The following is a 17749-nucleotide window of genomic DNA, read 5'->3' on the forward strand; positions in this document are numbered from 1 at the left end:
GAATCGTGGCCACCGGAGCGACTAAAGTCGGCGGCGATGTCTTCCGGGATACTTGACGAGCTGGGCTGGCGCGGGCTGATCGCGCAGTCCACCGACCTCGACGCGCTCGCCGCCGAAGCGCAGCGCGGCCCGATGACGGTGTACGCGGGCTTCGACCCCACGGCGGCCAGCCTGCACGCGGGCCACCTGGTGCCGCTGCTGGCGTTGCGCCGGTTTCAGCGGGCCGGGCACCGTCCGATCGTGCTCGCGGGCGGGGCCACCGGCATGATCGGCGACCCGCGCGACGTCGGGGAGCGCACCCTGAACGAGGCGGACGTCGTCGCCGAATGGACCGAGCGCATCCGCGGGCAGCTGGAGCGCTTCGTCGACTTCGACGAATCCCCCACGGGCGCGATCGTCGTCAACAACCTGGACTGGACGGCCCCCCTGTCGGCCATCGAGTTCCTGCGCGACCTCGGCAAGCACTTCTCGGTCAACGTCATGCTGGATCGCGACACCGTACGGCGGCGCCTGGCGGGCGAGGGCATCTCCTACACGGAGTTCAGCTACATGCTGCTGCAGGCCAACGACTACGTCGAATTGCACCGCCGGTACGGCTGCACGCTGCAGATCGGCGGCTCCGACCAGTGGGGCAACATCATCGCCGGCGTTCGCCTGGTCCGCCAGAAGCTGGGTGCGACGGTGCACGCGCTGACCGTCCCGCTGGTGACTGCGGCCGACGGCACCAAGTTCGGCAAGTCCACCGGCGGCGGCAGCATGTGGCTGGACCCGGCCATGACCACCCCGTACGCCTGGTACCAGTACTTCTTCAACACCGCCGACGCCGACGTGATCCGGTACCTGCGGTGGTTCACCTTCCTGTCGGCCGACGAGCTGGCCGAACTGGAACAGGCCACCGCCGAGCGCCCGCAGCAACGCGCCGCACAGCGCCGGCTGGCCCGCGAACTGACCGTGCTGGTGCACGGGGAGGCGGCCACCGAGGCGGTCGAGCACGCCAGCCGGGCGCTGTTCGGGCAGGGCGAACTGGATCGCCTGGACGAGCCGACGCTGGCGGCGGCGTTGCGCGAGGCCTCGGTCGCCGAGCTCAAACCCGGTGGACCCGACGGCATCGTCGACCTGCTGGTGGCCAGCGGCCTGTCCGAGAGCCGGAAGGCCGCCCGCCGCACCATCGGCGAGGGCGGGGTGTCGGTCAACAACACCCGGATCGACAGCGAGGAGTGGGCGCCGCAGCCGTCGGACTTCCTGCACGGGCGGTGGCTGGTGCTGCGGCGCGGCAAGCGCACCGTCGCGGGGATCGAAAAGGTCTAGACCGCAGCCGCAAAACGCCTCGGTGCGCAAATCTTTACCGCACCGTGTTGCGCCTGTGACGCGCATTGGCCAGGGTGGTCACGGTGATATCCCTGAGGCGTGTCGAGTGGGCCCTGCTGCGTGTCCTGGGGGTGAGCGCCTGTGTAGCGGGTCTGGCCGCGCCGCTGGCCGCTCCCGTCCGGGCCGACATGCGGGGGAATGCCTTCCTGATGGCGCTCAGCAACGCCGGTATCACCTATCCGCATCCGAACAGCGCCTTGGCGCTGGGCCAGTCGGTGTGCCCGATGCTCGTCACGCCGGGCCAGTCGTTCGACTCGGTCACCGCCGAGATGCAACAGCGCAGCGGCCTGGGCTACGAGTCGGCCGGCCTGTTCACCATCGTCGCCGTCGCGAACTACTGCCCGGCGGTGATAGCCCCGCTGCTGCAGAACCGGCTCACGGCGTACTAGCGCCCGCGGCCCCCGTATTCTCGGCTGCGTGGTCGACGACAGGCAGCGGCAGCGGGGTCGCCCGCTTTCGTCCGGCGGCTGGTCCGGGCCGGGCCGCGCGCGGCCAGCTCAGCCGCAGCCGCCCGCCGGTGACGGCCACCGCGCGCCGGACGCCGGGCCGCCGATACCGCCGGGCGTGGAGGCCCGCCAGCTGGCGCCCGAGATCCGCGGCGAGCTGAGCACCCTGGACCGCGCCACGGCCGACGCGGTGGCGCGCCACCTGGTCGCCGCCGGTGAGCTGCTCGACGAGGACCCCGAGGCCGCGCTGAGTCACGCCCGCGCGGCGCGGGCCCGGTCCAGCCGGATCGCCGCGATTCGCGAGGCGGTCGGAATCGCCGCCTACCGCTGCGGCGACTGGGCCCAGGCACTGGCCGAATTACGCGCCGCCCGCAGGATGGGCAGCAAGTCCAACCTGCTCGCCCTGCTCGCCGATTGCGAACGCGGACTTGGCCGCCCGGAACGGGCGATCGAACTCGCGCGCGGACCGGAGGCCGCCCAGCTCACCGGTGACGACGCCGACGAACTGCGCATCGTCGCCGCCGGCGCCCGCGCCGATCTCGGGCAGCTGGAGCAGGCGCTGACGGTGTTGTCCACGCCGCAACTGGACCCGAGCCGGCAGGGCTCGACGGCGGCGCGGTTGTTCTACGCCTACGCCGACACGCTGCTGGCGCTCGGCCGCAACGACGAAGCGCTGCAATGGTTCCTGCGCTCGGCGGCCGCCGATGTCGAAGGCGTCACCGACGCCGAAGACCGGGTCAGCGAGCTGGGCTCCGGATGACAAGCGTTGCGCGCCAATATGATTGCCTGCTGCTCGACCTGGATGGAACGCTGTTTCGCGGCCGCCGGCCCACCGAAGGTGCGGTGCAGGCGCTGGCCGAGGTACGAAGCCGCGCGTTCTTCGTCACCAACAACGCGTCGCGCAGCGCCGCCGAGGTCGCGGCGCACCTGACCGAACTGGGCTTCAGCGCCACCGCCGACGACGTCGCCACCAGCGCCCAGAGCGCGGCCCGGCTGCTGGCCGGTCAGCTGCCGCCGGGGGCACCGGTGCTGATCGTGGGCACCGACGCACTGGCCGACGAGGTCGCGGCCGTCGGGCTGCGCCCGGTGCGCCGCTTCGACGACGGCCCGGTCGCCGTCGTCCAGGGCCTGTCGATGACCATCGGCTGGCCGGACCTCGCCGAGGCCGCCCTGGCCATCCGGTCCGGCGCGCTGTGGGTGGCGGCCAACGTCGACCCGACGCTGCCGACCGAGCGGGGCCTGTTGCCGGGGAACGGGTCCATGGTCGCCGCGCTGCGCGCCGCCACCGGCGCCGAGCCCCAGGTCGCGGGCAAACCCGCGCCCGGGCTGCTCACGGACGCGGCCGCCAGGGGCGATTTCCGCGCGCCCCTGGTGGTGGGCGACCGGCTGGACACCGACATCGAGGGCGCCAACGCCGCCAAGCTGCCCAGCCTGATGGTGCTCACCGGCGTCAACTCCGCGCGAGACGCGGTGTACGCCGAACCGGCGCACCGGCCCACCTATATCGGCCACGACTTGCGCGCGCTGCACGCCGAGGGCGAGCAGCTCGCGATCGGGCCCCAGCCGGGCTGGCGCGTCGAGGTCAGCGACCGTGTGACCGTCAGCGGCGCCGGGCCCGACGACGGCGACGGGCTCTCGATCGTGCGGGCGGTCGCCAGGGCGGTATGGGATGCCCGGTTCGACGGGCGCCCGATCAGTATCGAGGCCGGCGACGACCGCGCCCGCGCCGCGCTGCGGCGCTGGTCGTTGGTGCGCGGCGACTGACAGGTGACTACCGTAAGAGCGCAATGACTACCGATCCTGAACAGATTCGCGCCGAAATCGACGCCCTGCTGGCCCGGCTGCCCGAGCCCGGTGCGCCGGACAGCCCCGACAACCAGCCGTCGCTCACGGAGCTCCAGGAAATAGCGCGCCGCCTGTCCGACGCGCACGACGTGCTGCTGGCCGCGCTGGAGTCGGCGGAGAAGGGCTGAGTGCCCGCATGTCCCGCCGCGCCCGCGTCGACGCCGAGCTGGTTCGGCGCGGCCTCGCGCGATCGCGTCAGCAGGCCGCGGAGCTGATCGGCGCCGGACGGGTCAGCATCGACGGGCTGCCGGCCCGCAAGCCCGGCACCGCCGTCGCCGTCACCGCCGCCCTGACCGTCGCCGACGACGGCGAGCGGGCCTGGGTGTCGCGCGGCGCGCACAAGCTCATCGGCGCCCTGGACACCTTCGGCATCCCGGTGGCGGGCCGCCGCTGCCTGGACGCCGGCGCGTCGACGGGCGGGTTCACCGAGGTCCTGCTGGAACGAGGGGCCGCGGAGGTGGTCGCCGTGGACGTCGGGTACGGCCAGCTGGCGTGGTCCCTGCGCTGCGACCCGCGGGTCGTCGTCGTCGAGCGAACCAACGCCCGCGATTTGTCCCTCGAGCTGATCGGTGGGCCGGTCGACCTGATCGTGGCCGACCTGTCGTTCATTTCGCTCGCCACCGTGTTGCCCGCGCTGGCTGGATGTGCTTCCCCCACTGCGGATATCGTTCCCATGGTGAAGCCGCAGTTCGAGGTGGGCAGGGGCCAGGTCGGCGCCGGCGGAGTCGTGCACGACCCCGGCCTGCGCGCCGATGCGGTGCTGGCCGTGGCGAAGCGCGCCGGCGAGCTGGGGTGGCACACCGTCGGCGTCACCGCCAGCCCGTTGCCTGGCCCGTCGGGCAATGTCGAATACTTCCTGTGGCTGCGCGCCCAGACTGATCGGGGATTGGCGAATGACGACTTGGTGGCAGCGGTGCAACGCGCGGTGAGAGAGGGGCCGGCGTGACCGGGCACCGCACCATCCTGATGGTCGTCCACACCGGTCGCGAAGAAGCCACCGAGACGGCGGCCCGGGTCCAGAAAGTCTTGGGCGACAACGACATTGCTCTTCGCGTCCTGTCCGCCGAGGCGGTCGACCGCGGCTCGCTGCGGGTGGCCCCCGACGACATGCGCGCGATGGGTGTGGAAATCCAGGTGGTGGACGCCGATCCGCACGCCGCCGAGGGCTGCGAACTGGTGCTGGTGCTCGGGGGGGACGGCACGTTCCTGCGCGCGGCCGAACTGGCCCGCAACGCCGGGATCCCGGTCCTGGGCGTCAACCTGGGCCGGATCGGTTTCCTGGCCGAGGCCGAGGCAGAGCACATCGACCGGGTGCTGGACCACGTGGTCGCCAAGGATTACCGGGTGGAGGACCGCCTGACGCTGGACGTGGTCGTGCGCGCGGCCGGTCGCGAGATCGAACACGGTTGGGCGCTCAACGAAGTCAGCCTGGAGAAGGGCCCGCGGCTGGGCGTGCTGGGGGTGGTCATCGAGATCGACGGCCGCCCGGTATCGGCGTTCGGATGTGACGGGGTGCTGGTGTCGACGCCCACCGGGTCCACCGCCTACGCGTTCTCCGCCGGCGGCCCGGTGTTGTGGCCCGACCTCGAGGCAATCCTGGTGGTGCCCAACAACGCTCACGCGCTGTTCGGCCGGCCGATGGTCACCAGCCCCGACGCCACCATCGCCATCGAGATCGAGGCGGACGGCCACGACGCCCTGGTGTTCTGCGACGGCCGGCGCGAAATGCTGATCCCGGCCGGCAGCCGGATCGAGGTGAAACGTTGCGACACACCGGTGAAATGGGCGCGGCTGGACAGCGCGCCGTTCACCGACCGGTTGGTGCGCAAGTTCCGGTTGCCGGTGACGGGTTGGCGCGGGAAGTAACGGCGGGTGCTCACCGAAATACGGATCGAGTCGCTTGGCGCCATCAGCGCGGCGGTCGGGGAGTTCGATCGTGGGCTGACGGTGCTCACCGGCGAGACCGGCACCGGCAAGACCATGGTGGTGACGGGGCTGCATCTGCTCGGCGGCGCCCGCGCCGACGCCACCAGGGTTCGGTCGGGCGCCGACCGCGCCGTCGTCGAAGGCCGTTTCACCACAACCGATCTCGAGGATGCTGTGGTGGCGCAGCTCGACGAGATGCTGGACGCGTCGGGCGCGGAGCGCGACGAGGACGGCAGCGTGATCGCGCTGCGCTCGGTCAGCCGCGACGGGCCGTCCCGGGCGTACCTGGGCGGTCGCAGCGTGCCCGCCAAGTCGCTGGGCGACTTCACCGCCGAGCTGCTCACCCTGCACGGGCAGAACGACCAGCTGCGGCTGATGCGGCCCGAGGAGCAACGCGGCGCGCTGGACCGGTTCGCGAAGGCCGGACCCGCGCTCGAGCGCTACCGCAAACTGCGCGATGCCTGGCTCACCGCGCGTAACGACCTCGCCGACCGCCGCAACCGCATGCGCGAACTCGCCCTGGAGTCCGACCGACTGAGCTTCGCGCTCAACGAGATTGACGTCGTCGATCCGCAGCCGGGCGAGGACGACGCGCTGGTGGCCGACATCGTGCGGCTCTCCGAACTCGACACGCTGCGCGAGGCCGCCCTCACCGCGCACGCGGCGCTCTCCGGCGCGCCCGACGACCCCGAGGCCTCCGGACACAGCGCCGCCGACAGCCTCGGGCGGGCCCGGGCCGCGTTGGAGTCGACCGATGACGCGAAGCTACGCGCGCTGGCCGGGCAGGTCGGCGAGGCGCTCACGGTGGTTGCCGACGCGGCCGGGGAACTCAGCGCCTTCCTCGACGAGCTGCCGGTCGATGCCAGCGCGCTGGAAGCCAAGCTGGCTCGGCAGGCCGAACTGCGCACGTTGACCCGCAAGTACGCCGCCGACGTCGACGGCGTGCTGCGGTGGGCCCGGGAGTCGCGGCAGCGGCTGGCCCAACTCGACGTCTCCGAGGAAGGCCTGACGGCGCTGGCGGCCCGGGTCGACGAGCTCGCGCGCGAATTGGCCCAGGCCGCAGTCGATCTCAGCGGCATCCGGCGGAAGGCCGCCAAGCGGCTCGCCAAGGAGGTCACCGCCGAGCTGTCCGGGCTGGCGATGGCCGACGCCCAGTTCACCATCGACGTCAGCAACGATGTCACCGCCGACAAGGACGACCCCGCCGCGCTCGCGCTCCCGTCGGGCGAGCTGGCCCGGGCCGGCGTCGACGGTGTCGATCAGGTCGAGTTCGGTTTCGCCGCGCACCGCGGGATGGACCAGCTGCCGCTGGCGAAGAGCGCCTCCGGCGGCGAGCTGTCCCGGGTGATGCTCGCATTGGAGGTGGTGCTGGCCGCCTCGGCGGCGGGCACCACGATGGTGTTCGACGAGGTCGACGCCGGGGTCGGCGGCCGGGCCGCGGTGCAGATCGGGCGGCGCTTGGCGCGGCTGGCCCGCACCCATCAGGTCATCGTGGTCACGCATCTGCCCCAGGTCGCGGCGTACGCCGACGTGCACCTGGTGGTGCACAGCGCCGGGCCGAAGGGGACCAGCGTGGTGCGGCGGGTCACCGGCGACGAGCGGGTGGCCGAACTGGCGCGGATGCTGGCCGGGCTCGGCGAGTCCGACAGCGGCCGCGCGCACGCGCGCGAACTGCTCGACGCGGCCCAGAAGGACGAGATCTAGCGCCGCCTCGCCCCCCGCGAGCGACCGTGTCTGTACGGCGACACGCCGCAATACCCGTACATTTGCGGACCCTCGCGCGGCCGGATCGCTGCCGACCATTCACCAATTTGTGACTAATGGGACGCTAGTCAACTTCTGAGGCAGATGTTACGGCGCGCCTCCACGCCTCATCCGCGCATCACCGACAGAATCGCCCCCATGAAGATGTCAGGCCTGCTTACCCGTAACACCACCCGGCCGGGCCTCGTCGGCACCGCCCGGGTGGACCGGAACATCGACCGATTGCTGCGCAGGGTCTGCCCCGGCGACATCGTGGTGCTCGACGTCCTGGATCTGGACCGCATCACGGCGGACGCCCTGGTGGAGGCCGACATCGCCGCGGTCGTCAACGCCTCGCCGTCGGTCTCGGGCCGCTATCCCAACATGGGCCCGGAGGTGCTGGTCAACAACGGTGTCACGCTGATCGACGAGACCGGACCCGACATCTTCAAGAAGGTCAAGGACGGCGCCAAGATTCGCCTTTACGAGGGCGGGGTGTACTCCGGTGACCGCAGGCTGGTCCGCGGCACCGAGCGCACCGACCACGACATCGCCGACCTGATGCGCGAGGCCAAGAGCGGCCTGTCCGCTCACCTGGAGGCCTTCGCCGGCAACACGATCGAGTTCATCAAGAGCGAAAGCCCGCTGTTGATCGACGGCATCGGGATCCCCGACATCGACGTCGACCTGCGCCGCCGGCACGTGGTGATCGTCGCCGACGAGCCCGGCGCCGAGGACGACCTGAAGTCCCTCAAGCCATTCATCAAGGAGTACCAGCCCGTCCTCATCGGTGTGGACAGCGGCGCGGACATCTTGCGCAAGGCGGGCTATCGGCCCCAGATCATCGTCGGCGACCCGGACCAGATCAGCACCGACGCCCTCAAGTGCGGCGCCCAGGTCGTCCTGCCCGCCGACGCCGACGGCCACGCACCCGGCCTGGAACGCATCCAGGATCTCGGTGTCGGGGCGATGACCTTCCCGGCCGCGGGCTCGGCGGTCGACCTGGCCCTGCTGCTGGCCGATCATCACGGTGCCGCGCTGCTGGTGACCGCCGGGCACACCGCCAACATCGAGACGTTCTTCGACCGCACGCGCGCGCACAGCAATCCCTCGACCTTTTTGACCCGGCTTCGGGTGGGGGAGAAGGTGGTGGACGCCAAGGCCGTGGCCACCCTGTACCGCAACCACATCTCGGCGGGCGCCATCGCGCTGCTGGCGTTGACGATGCTGATCGCCGTGATCGTCGCCCTGTGGGTGTCACGCACCGACGGCGTGGTGCTGCACTGGCTCAACGACTACTGGAACCACTTCTCCCTCTGGGTTCAGCACCTGGTGAGCTAGGGCGGCCATGATCTCGCTTCGCCAACACGCGCTGTCGCTGGCCGCCGTCTTCTTGGCGCTCGCGGTGGGCGTCGTGCTCGGTTCCGGTTTCTTGTCCGACACCCTGCTGTCCAGCCTGCGCGCCGAGAAGCGGGACCTGCACGCCCAGATCGACGGGCTCAACGACCAAAAGAACGCGCTGAACGAAAAGCTCAGCGCCGCAAACAATTTCGACACTCAACTGGTCGGCCGGATCGTGCACGACACGCTCGGCGGCAAGGCGGTCGTGGTGTTCCGCACCCCGGACGCGAAAGACGACGACGTCGCCGCGGTGTCGAAGTTCATCGGCCAGGCCGGCGGCACGGTGACCGGAACGGTGTCGTTGACCAGCGAATTCGTCGAGGCCAATTCCGCGGAGAAGCTGCAGACCGTGGTGAACTCGTCAATCCTGCCGGCCGGTCAGCAGCTGAGCACCAAGCTCGTCGACCAGGGTTCGCAGGCGGGCGACCTGATGGGTATCGCCTTGCTGATCAACGCCAATCCCGCGGTTCCGCCCGTCGACGAACCCCAGCGGGACACCGTCTTGGCAGCGCTGCGCGAGACCGGTTTCATCACCTATCAGCCCGCCGAGCACATGGGCGCGGCGAATGCCGCATTGATCGTCACCGGCGGCGGCCTGCCCCAGGACGCCGGTAACCAGGGCGTCAGCGTCGCCCGGTTCGCCGCCGCGATGGCGCCGCACGGCTCGGGCACGCTGCTCGCCGGGCGCGACGGTTCGGCGACCGGGGGCGCGGCCGTCGCCGTGACCCGCGCCGACGCCGGGATGAACTCGGCGGTCAGCACCGTCGACGACGTCGACACCGCGCCCGGCCGCATCACCGCGGTGCTGGGCCTGCACGACCTGATCAACGGCGGCCACGCCGGTCAGTACGGCAGCGGTCACGGCGCCACGTCGATCACGGTGCCCCAGTAGCGGGCGTGTTCGCCACGACACGTCGGTCGTGGATGTTAGGGTGGATTTCCGTGGGTCGGCAGGCCCAACTAGTTATTCGCTAGCAAAATTCGACGCCCTGCCCGTCTTCACGGAGGTCGCCTGTGCGAAAGCACCCGCAAACCGCCACCAAGCACCTCTTCGTCAGCGGGGGCGTCGCTTCCTCGTTGGGTAAGGGTCTTACCGCCAGCAGCCTCGGTCAGTTGCTGACGGCCCGCGGGTTGTACGTGACGATGCAAAAGCTCGACCCGTACCTCAACGTGGACCCGGGCACGATGAACCCGTTCCAGCACGGCGAGGTGTTCGTCACGGAGGACGGCGCCGAGACCGACCTCGATGTCGGTCACTACGAGCGATTTCTGGACCGCGACCTGTCCGGCTCGGCGAATGTCACGACGGGGCAAGTCTATTCGACGGTCATCGCCAAGGAACGGCGCGGCGAATACCTCGGCGACACCGTTCAGGTGATCCCGCACATCACCGACGAGATCAAAAGCCGGATCCTGGCGATGGCCCAGCCGGACGCCCAGGGCAACCGCCCGGACGTGGTCATCACCGAAATCGGCGGGACCGTCGGCGATATCGAGTCGCAGCCGTTCCTGGAGGCGGCGCGCCAGGTCCGCCACGACCTGGGCCGGGAGAACGTCTTCTTCCTGCACGTCTCGCTGGTGCCCTACCTGGCGCCGTCCGGTGAACTCAAGACGAAGCCCACCCAGCACTCGGTGGCCGCGCTGCGCAGCATCGGTATCACCCCGGACGCGCTGATCCTGCGCTGCGACCGCGACGTCCCCGAAGCGCTGAAGAACAAGATCGCGCTGATGTGTGACGTCGACATCGACGGCGTCATCTCCACCCCGGATGCGCCGTCGATCTATGACATCCCGAAGCGGCTGCACCGCGAGGAACTCGACGCGTATGTGGTGCGCCGGCTCAACCTGCCGTTCCGCGACGTCGACTGGACCGAGTGGGACGACCTGTTGCGCAGGGTGCACGAGCCGCACGAGATCGTGCGAATTGCCTTGGTGGGCAAGTATGTCGAGCTTTCCGACGCCTACCTGTCGGTCACCGAGGCGCTGCGCGCCGGCGGCTTCAAGCACCACGCCAAGGTGGAGATGCAATGGGTGGCCTCCGACGACTGCGAGACCGCGGCGGGCGCGGCGGCGGCCCTCGGCGACGTGCACGGTGTGCTGATCCCGGGTGGGTTTGGCATCCGCGGCATCGAGGGCAAGATCGGCGCCATTCGATACGCGCGGTCGCGGGGGCTGCCGGTGCTGGGCCTGTGCCTGGGCCTGCAATGCATCGTGATCGAGGCCGCGCGCTCGGCGGGGCTCACCGAAGCCAACTCGGCCGAATTCGACCCCGACACACCGGATCCCGTCATCTCCACGATGGCCGACCAGGTCGACATCGTGGCGGGCCAGGCGGATCTGGGCGGGACCATGCGGCTGGGCGCGTATCCCGCCGTGCTGCAGCCGGATTCGATCGTGGCCCGAGCCTACGGCACCACACAGGTGTCGGAACGGCACCGGCACCGCTACGAGGTCAACAACGCCTACCGCGACAAGATCGCCGAGAGCGGCCTGCGGTTCTCCGGCACCTCGCCCGACGGGCACCTGGTGGAGTTCGTCGAATACCCGCCGGAGGTGCACCCGTTCATCGTCGGGACGCAGGCCCACCCGGAACTGAAGAGCCGGCCCACCCGACCGCATCCGTTGTTCGTCGCGTTCGTCGGCGCCGCGCTCGACTACCAGTCGGGCGAGCTGCTGCCGGTGGAGATTCCCGAGCATGGCTCCAACGGCAACCAGCAGCAGCGGGACGGCGTCAGCCCGTCGCTCCCTGAGCCCGCGACCCGTGGCTGAGCACAATTTCGAGACGGCGTCATCCGAAACGCTGTACACGGGCAAGATTTTCGCGCTGCGCAGCGACCGGGTCCGAATGCCGGGCGGTACCACCGCCATTCGTGAAGTCGTCGAGCACTACGGGGCCGTCGCCATCGTGGCGTTGAACGAGGACGACCACATCGCGATGGTCTACCAATACCGTCACGCGTTCGGCCGGCGGTTGTGGGAGCTTCCCGCCGGGCTGCTCGACCTGCTGGGCGAGCCGCCGGAGCAGACGGCGGTCCGCGAGCTTCAAGAGGAGGTCGGCCTGCAGGCCGGCACGTGGCGGGTCCTGGTCGACCTGAATTCCGCACCCGGCTTCAGCGACGAATCGGTGCGGGTGTACCTGGCCACCGAGCTGACCGAAGTGGCGCGGCCGGAGGCGCATCACGAGGAAGCCGACATGACGATGCGCTGGTTCCCCATCGCCGAGGCGGTCCGCATGGTGTTCGGTGGCGAGATCGTGAATTCCATTGCCATTGCCGGGGTTTTGGCCGCCCACGCGGTAACCGAAGGGGTCGCTGAACCGCGACCGGTGGACAGCCCGTGGCCCGACAAGCCCACCGCGTTCGCCGCGCGGAAGGGCGCGCGATGACGACGGCGGCCCTGGACACCCAACTGCAGGGCTACCTCGACCACCTCACGATCGAGCGGGGCGTCGCGGCGAACACCCTCAGCTCGTATCGCCGCGACCTGCGCCGCTACACGAAGCACTTGTCGGACCGCGGAATTCACGACCTGGCCAAGGTGGGCGAGGACGACGTGAGCGAGTTCCTGGTGGCGCTGCGCCGCGGCGACCCCGACTCGGGCACCACGGCGCTGTCGGCGGTGTCGGCGGCGCGGGCCCTGATCGCGGTGCGCGGCCTGCACCGGTTCGCCGCCGCCGAAGGGCTCGCCGAGCTGGACGTGGCGCGCGCGGTCCGCCCGCCGACCCCCGGCCGGCGGCTCCCCAAGAGCCTGACCATCGACCAGGTGCTGGCGCTGCTGGAGGGCGCGGGCGGCGAAAGCGCGTCCGACGGCCCGCTCACCCTGCGCAACCGGGCGCTGCTGGAGCTGCTGTACTCCACCGGGGCGCGCATCTCCGAGGCCGTCGGCCTCGACGTCGACGACATCGACACCCGGGCCAGGTCGGTGCTGCTGCGCGGCAAGGGCGGCAAGCAGCGGCTGGTGCCGATCGGGCGACCCGCCGTGCAGGCGCTGGACGCCTACCTGGTGCGCGGCCGCCCGGACCTGGCCCGCCGCGGCCGCGGGACACCGGCCATCTTCCTCAATGCGCGCGGCGGCCGGCTGTCGCGGCAGAGCGCCTGGCAGGTGCTGCAGGACGCCGCCGAGCGGGCCGGAATCACCTCGGGCGTCTCGCCGCACATGCTGCGGCATTCCTTCGCCACCCACCTGCTGGAGGGCGGCGCCGACGTCCGGGTGGTGCAGGAGTTGCTGGGACACGCCTCGGTGACGACGACGCAGATCTACACGATGGTCACCGTGCGCGCGCTGCGCGAGGTGTGGGCCGGCGCCCACCCGCGCGCGCAGTAATTGAGATCGGTAGCAAAGCAAGGGCGACACGATCGTCGCCATGGCACACCACTCGGTGAAGAAGAAGATTGGCGGCGCGCTGCTCTCGGGGGGCATGGCGATCGCCGGATTGGGGTTCGCCGCGGCAACCGCTCACGCGGACAACAGTTTCGGTCCGCACCGCTGGTGCCCAGGACAGCGGCACGACCCGCCCACCGGCCCGGGCGACGTGGTGTGGGACTGGAACGTCTGCCACACCTTCTACTTCACCAACTACGGGATGGGCAACGTCGTCACCTCTTACAACGGCAAGATCGCGCCGGTCTGGGACGGCGACGACCCGCCGCCGGAAGCCATCACGCCCAGGCAATGTCCACCTATCGCGTTCATGTGTCCGTGAGGCCGCTGACCTAGCCCGAGTACTCGGACTCCAGCACCAGGTCGTAGACCAGCGACTGGTATTCCAGGTGCGCCTTGTGCTCGACGGTGTTCCATTCCTTGCCCTGCTGGCGGCGCATGTATTCGCGGTACTTCGGCGCGCCCGGCACCCGGACGTTGTCGGCGACCACGATCGCGCCCGGGCGCAGCCAGCCGCGGGCCATGATGCTTTGCAGGTCGTCCAGGTAGGCGGCCTTGTCGTGGTCCAGGAACGCGAAGTCGAGGCCGCCGGAGGTAAACCCGTGCTCGTCGGCCAGCGCGTCCAAAGTGCGTCCGCCGTCACCGATGGTGCCGACGACGCACGTCATCCGGTCGGCGACGCCGGCGTGGGCCCAGATCCGGCGGGCGTTGACGGCGTTGGCCTCGGCGAGTTCGACGGAAAACACCTTGGCGCGGGGGGCGGCCCTGGCGATGCGCAACGCGCTGTATCCCACGTAGGTGCCCAACTCCAGCGCCACCGCCGGATCGGCACGGCGCACCGCGGCGTCGAGCAGGCGCCCCTTCTCTTCGCCGACGTTGATCAGCAGCGACTTCTCGTAGGCGAATTCGTCGATGGTGGCCAGCACGTCGTCGACGTCACCGGCCCTGGCGTTCCGTAGCACGTAGTCCACCGCGGCGGCTTCGCGGCCGTCGCCGATCTGACCCGTCGTGCTGATGTTGTGCAGCCCCGCCGCCATCCGCCAGACCGACCATCGCAGCAGGGGGATCCGTCGCTTGAGGTCCATGCCGACACAGTAGTGCGGCCCGCCGGCGGGCACCGGGCGCCGAGATTGCCGCCAAGGTCGTCACGGCACCGGAATCGCGACCCTCACGGCAATCTCGGCTCGGCGCCGCCGCCGCGATATCGTCCGCGATATCAAGTTTGAAATCCACCCGAGCACCTTCCGGTGGGGCTGGTGTGACTGCTGTTAACGATTAGCGCCGCCCCGCCCGCTACCAGCGCAAATCAGGTGAAATTGGCTGGTAAATTGCCTGCGGGTCGCCCGGTTTCCGCGCGCGAAGCCGTTAGACTTTCGGTCGATGTTCACCTTCCGAACACCCCCGCCATGACCGAGCAGCCGGACAGCGCCGTCGAGCTCGGGCTGACCGGGCGGCCGCCGCGGTCGATCCCGGAGCCGCAGCCGCGCACCTCGCACGGCCCGGCCAAGGTCGTGGCGATGTGCAACCAGAAGGGTGGCGTCGGGAAGACCACGTCGACCATCAACCTGGGCGCCGCGCTCGCCGAATACGGCCGACGGGTGCTGCTGGTGGACATGGATCCCCAGGGCGCGCTGTCCGCGGGCCTCGGTGTCCCGCACTACGAGCTGGACAAGACCATCCACAACGTGCTGGTCGAGCCGCGGGTGTCGATCGACGACGTGCTGCTGCAGACCCGGGTCAAGCACATGGACCTGGTGCCCAGCAACATCGACCTGTCCGCCGCCGAGATCCAGCTGGTCAACGAGGTGGGGCGCGAACAGACCCTCGGCCGCGCGTTGCACCCGGTGCTGGACCGCTACGACTACGTCCTGATCGACTGCCAGCCGTCACTCGGGCTGCTCACCGTGAACGGGCTGGCCTGCTCGGACGGCGTGGTGATCCCCACCGAGTGCGAGTTCTTCTCGTTGCGCGGTCTGGCGCTGCTGACCGACACCGTCGACAAGGTGCGCGACCGGCTCAACCCGAAGCTGGAGATCAGCGGCATCCTGCTCACCCGATACGACCCGCGCACCGTGAACTCGCGCGAGGTGATGGCGCGGGTGGTGGAGCGGTTCGGCGACCTGGTGTTCGACACCGTCATCACCCGGACCGTCCGATTCCCGGAGACCAGCGTGGCCGGCGAACCGATCACCACGTGGGCCCCGCGCTCCACGGGCGCCATTGCCTACCGCGCCCTGGCCCGCGAGTTCATCGACCGATTCGGCGCGTGACGGCCAGCGCGAACGGTGAGGCGCCACCCAAGAACGGTTTTCAAGTCCGCCTGACCAATTTCGAGGGGCCGTTCGATCTGCTGCTGCAGCTGATCTTCGCCCACCGCCTGGACGTCACAGAGGTGGCGCTGCACCAGGTGACCGACGACTTCATCGCCTACACCCGCGAGATCGGCCCCCGGCTGGACCTGGAGGAGACGACCGCGTTCCTCGTGGTCGCCGCGACCCTGCTCGACCTCAAGGCCGCCCGGCTGCTGCCCGCCGGGCAGGTCGACGACGAGGAGGACCTGGCGCTGCTGGAGGTGCGCGACCTGCTGTTCGCCCGGTTGCTGCAGTACCGCGCGTTCAAGCACGTCGCGGAGATGTTCGCCGAGCTGGAGGCCACCGCGCTGCGCAGCTACCCGCGCGCGGTGTCGCTGGAGGACCGGTTCACCGAACTGCTGCCGGAGGTGATGCTGGGCGTCGACGCCGAACGCTTCGCCCAGATCGCCGCGATCGCGTTCAGCCCGCGCCCCGTGCCGACGGTGTCCATCGGACACCTGCACGAGGTGGCGGTCTCGATTCCCGAGCAGGCCAAGAAGTTGCTGGAGATCCTGGAGTCGCGCGGCAGCGGTCAATGGGCGACGTTTTCCGAGCTGGTCGCCGACTGCGAGGCGCCGATGGAGGTCGTCGGGCGCTTCCTGGCGCTGCTCGAGCTGTACCGGAGCCGGGCGGTAGCATTCGACCAGTCGGAGCCGCTCGGCGTGCTCCAGATTTCATGGACCGGGGAACGTCCGGCCAGCGAAGCCTTGGTAGAAGTGCGGGACGAATAAGTGACTGAAGATATGCCGGACGTCGATCTCGACGCGGGCATCCCGGACATCGCCGAGGCGGCGCCCATGGACGCCGAGGAACTCGGCTCCGTGCTGGAGGCGCTGCTGCTCGTCGTCGACACACCGGTCACCGCCGAGGCGCTGGGCGCGGCCACCCAGCAACCCGTCTACCGGGTCACCGCCCGGCTGCAGCAGATGGCCGAGGAGCTCACCGAACGCGACAGCGGCATCGACCTGCGCCAGACCAGCGAGGGCTGGCGCATGTACACCCGCGCCCGGTTCGCGCCGTACGTGGAGAAGCTGCTGCTGGACGGCGCGCGGTCCAAGCTGACCCGGGCCGCGTTGGAGACGCTGGCCGTGGTGGCCTACCGCCAGCCGGTGACCCGGGCGCGGGTCAGCGCCGTGCGCGGCGTCAACGTGGACGCCGTGATGCGCACGCTGTTGGCGCGCGGCCTGATCACCGAGGCCGGGGTCGACGACGACACCGGCGCGACGACGTTCGCCACCACCGACCTGTTCCTGGAACGGTTGGGCCTGACCTCGCTCGCCGACCTTCCCGACATCGCCCCGCTGCTCCCCGACGTCGACACGATTGAGGATTTGAGCGAATCCCTGGACAGCGAGCCGCGTTTCATCAAGCTCGCGGGCGGTCAGGCGCCCGACCAAGCGCTGACGTTCGACGTGGACCAGGATTGATGGTCGACACCGAGGGGATCCGCCTGCAAAAGGTGTTGTCCCAGGCCGGAATTGCGTCGCGGCGGGCCGCCGAGAAGTTGATCATCGACGGCCGTGTCGAGGTCGACGGGCGGGTGGTGACGGAGCTGGGCACCCGGGTGGATCCGGACGCGTCGGTGATCCGGGTCGACGGGGCACGGGTGGTCCTCGACGAGTCGCTGGTCTATCTGGCGCTGAACAAGCCGCGGGGCATGCACTCGACCATGTCGGACGATCGGGGCCGGCCGTGCATCGGCGACCTGGTGGAGCGGCGGGTGCGCGGCAACAAGAACCTCTTTCACGTCGGGCGGTTGGACGCCGACACCGAGGGGCTCATCCTGCTGACCAACGACGGCGAGCTGGCGCACCGGCTGATGCATCCCTCCCACGAGGTGCCTAAGACATACCTGGCGACGGTGACGGGGACGGTGCCGCGCGGACTGGGCAAGAAACTCAAGGCGGGAATCGAATTGGACGACGGCCCGGCGCGCGTCGATGATTTCGCCGTGGTGGACGCCATTCCGGGCAGGACGCTGGTGCGGGTGGTGCTGCACGAGGGGCGCAATCGCATCGTGCGCCGGCTGCTGGGCGCCGCCGGCTTCCCGGTGGAAGCCTTGGTCCGCACCGACATCGGACCCGTGTCGCTGGGCAAGCAGCGGCCGGGCAGCATCCGCGCCTTGAACCATGCGGAGATCGGCCAGCTGTACAAGGCGGTCGGGCTGTGAGCGGAACGAGCGGAACGAACCCAGTGAGTGACGGGAGTGAAGCGCACCATCGGGCGGTGAGCGGAACGAGCGGAACGAACCCAGTGAGTGACGGGAGTGAAGCGCACCATCGGGCGGTG

At 70.1% G+C, this 17749-nt stretch carries 19 protein-coding genes; 18 read left to right on the forward strand and 1 reads right to left on the reverse strand.

The annotated features are described in order from the left end of the window. The first annotated feature begins 36 nt into the window (after positions 1-36). The 14 genes from tyrS to KXD96_RS15500 all read left to right on the forward strand — a co-directional run bounded on the left by tyrS (position 37) and on the right by KXD96_RS15500 (position 13431). Positions 37-1308 (forward strand): tyrosine--tRNA ligase, encoded by a 1272-nt coding sequence (tyrS, locus tag KXD96_RS15435; RefSeq protein WP_260736971.1) that lies wholly within the window; start codon positions 37-39, stop codon positions 1306-1308. A 74-nt stretch (positions 1309-1382) separates the two neighbouring features. Further along, complete coding sequence (locus KXD96_RS15440) at positions 1383-1757, forward strand: DUF732 domain-containing protein (protein ID WP_260736972.1); 375 nt, start codon at positions 1383-1385, stop codon at positions 1755-1757. 28 nt (positions 1758-1785) lie between these two features. Beyond that, positions 1786-2574 (forward strand): tetratricopeptide repeat protein, encoded by a 789-nt coding sequence (locus tag KXD96_RS15445; RefSeq protein WP_260736973.1) that lies wholly within the window; start codon positions 1786-1788, stop codon positions 2572-2574. Then, positions 2571-3578, forward strand: coding sequence for an HAD-IIA family hydrolase (locus KXD96_RS15450; protein WP_260736974.1), 1008 nt, complete (start codon positions 2571-2573; stop codon positions 3576-3578). The genes KXD96_RS15445 and KXD96_RS15450 overlap by 4 nt, the downstream gene beginning before the upstream one ends. A 23-nt stretch (positions 3579-3601) precedes the next feature. After that, entirely contained in the window at positions 3602-3787 is a 186-nt protein-coding gene (locus tag KXD96_RS15455) for a hypothetical protein (RefSeq protein WP_260736978.1), read from the forward strand. Between the two features lie 8 nt (positions 3788-3795). After that, on the forward strand, positions 3796-4605 hold the full coding sequence (locus KXD96_RS15460; protein ID WP_260736981.1) for a TlyA family RNA methyltransferase: 810 nt from the start codon (positions 3796-3798) through the stop codon (positions 4603-4605). After that, complete coding sequence (locus KXD96_RS15465) at positions 4602-5525, forward strand: NAD kinase (protein ID WP_260736982.1); 924 nt, start codon at positions 4602-4604, stop codon at positions 5523-5525. The genes KXD96_RS15460 and KXD96_RS15465 overlap by 4 nt, the downstream gene beginning before the upstream one ends. 6 nt (positions 5526-5531) lie before the next feature. Further along, a complete protein-coding gene (gene recN / locus KXD96_RS15470) occupies positions 5532-7289 on the forward strand; it encodes a DNA repair protein RecN (protein ID WP_260736984.1) in 1758 nt (585 codons plus the stop codon). Positions 7290-7487: 198 nt separating this feature from the next. After that, on the forward strand, positions 7488-8669 hold the full coding sequence (gene steA, locus KXD96_RS15475) for a putative cytokinetic ring protein SteA (protein ID WP_260736985.1): 1182 nt from the start codon (positions 7488-7490) through the stop codon (positions 8667-8669). A 7-nt stretch (positions 8670-8676) separates the two neighbouring features. Further along, positions 8677-9621, forward strand: coding sequence for a copper transporter (locus KXD96_RS15480; RefSeq protein WP_260736986.1), 945 nt, complete (start codon positions 8677-8679; stop codon positions 9619-9621). 122 nt (positions 9622-9743) lie between these two features. Beyond that, positions 9744-11498, forward strand: a complete 1755-nt coding sequence (locus KXD96_RS15485; RefSeq protein WP_260736987.1) for a CTP synthase — start codon at positions 9744-9746, stop codon at positions 11496-11498. Beyond that, positions 11491-12114 carry an NUDIX hydrolase gene (locus KXD96_RS15490; protein WP_260736989.1) on the forward strand — a complete coding sequence of 208 codons (624 nt, stop codon included), beginning with the start codon at positions 11491-11493 and terminating at the stop codon, positions 12112-12114. Before KXD96_RS15485 ends, KXD96_RS15490 begins: the two co-directional genes overlap by 8 nt. Beyond that, positions 12111-13052 carry a site-specific tyrosine recombinase XerD gene (xerD, locus tag KXD96_RS15495; RefSeq protein ID WP_260736990.1) on the forward strand — a complete coding sequence of 314 codons (942 nt, stop codon included), beginning with the start codon at positions 12111-12113 and terminating at the stop codon, positions 13050-13052. Before KXD96_RS15490 ends, xerD begins: the two co-directional genes overlap by 4 nt. Before the next feature lie 40 nt (positions 13053-13092). Beyond that, a complete protein-coding gene (locus tag KXD96_RS15500) occupies positions 13093-13431 on the forward strand; it encodes a hypothetical protein (RefSeq protein WP_260736991.1) in 339 nt (112 codons plus the stop codon). A gap of 10 nt (positions 13432-13441) precedes the next feature. On the opposite strand, the gene KXD96_RS15505 is transcribed toward KXD96_RS15500, so the two are convergent. Further along, positions 13442-14194: an O-methyltransferase gene (locus KXD96_RS15505; protein ID WP_260736993.1), complete on the reverse strand. Its 753-nt coding sequence runs from the start codon at positions 14192-14194 to the stop codon at positions 13442-13444. Between the two features lie 321 nt (positions 14195-14515). Between KXD96_RS15505 and KXD96_RS15510 the strand changes: the two genes are divergently transcribed. The 4 genes from KXD96_RS15510 to KXD96_RS15525 are packed head-to-tail and all read left to right on the forward strand — an operon-like array spanning position 14516 to position 17630. Then, entirely contained in the window at positions 14516-15379 is an 864-nt protein-coding gene (locus KXD96_RS15510; RefSeq protein ID WP_260736996.1) for a ParA family protein, read from the forward strand. Next, complete coding sequence (locus tag KXD96_RS15515) at positions 15376-16191, forward strand: segregation/condensation protein A (RefSeq protein ID WP_260736997.1); 816 nt, start codon at positions 15376-15378, stop codon at positions 16189-16191. Before KXD96_RS15510 ends, KXD96_RS15515 begins: the two co-directional genes overlap by 4 nt. After that, positions 16192-16887, forward strand: coding sequence for an SMC-Scp complex subunit ScpB (gene scpB / locus KXD96_RS15520; protein WP_260736998.1), 696 nt, complete (start codon positions 16192-16194; stop codon positions 16885-16887). Beyond that, entirely contained in the window at positions 16887-17630 is a 744-nt protein-coding gene (locus KXD96_RS15525; protein WP_260736999.1) for a pseudouridine synthase, read from the forward strand. The genes scpB and KXD96_RS15525 overlap by 1 nt, the downstream gene beginning before the upstream one ends. Positions 17631-17749 lie beyond the last annotated feature (119 nt).

Source organism: Mycobacterium sp. SMC-2, assembly GCF_025263485.1.
Lineage (GTDB): Bacteria > Actinomycetota > Actinomycetes > Mycobacteriales > Mycobacteriaceae > Mycobacterium.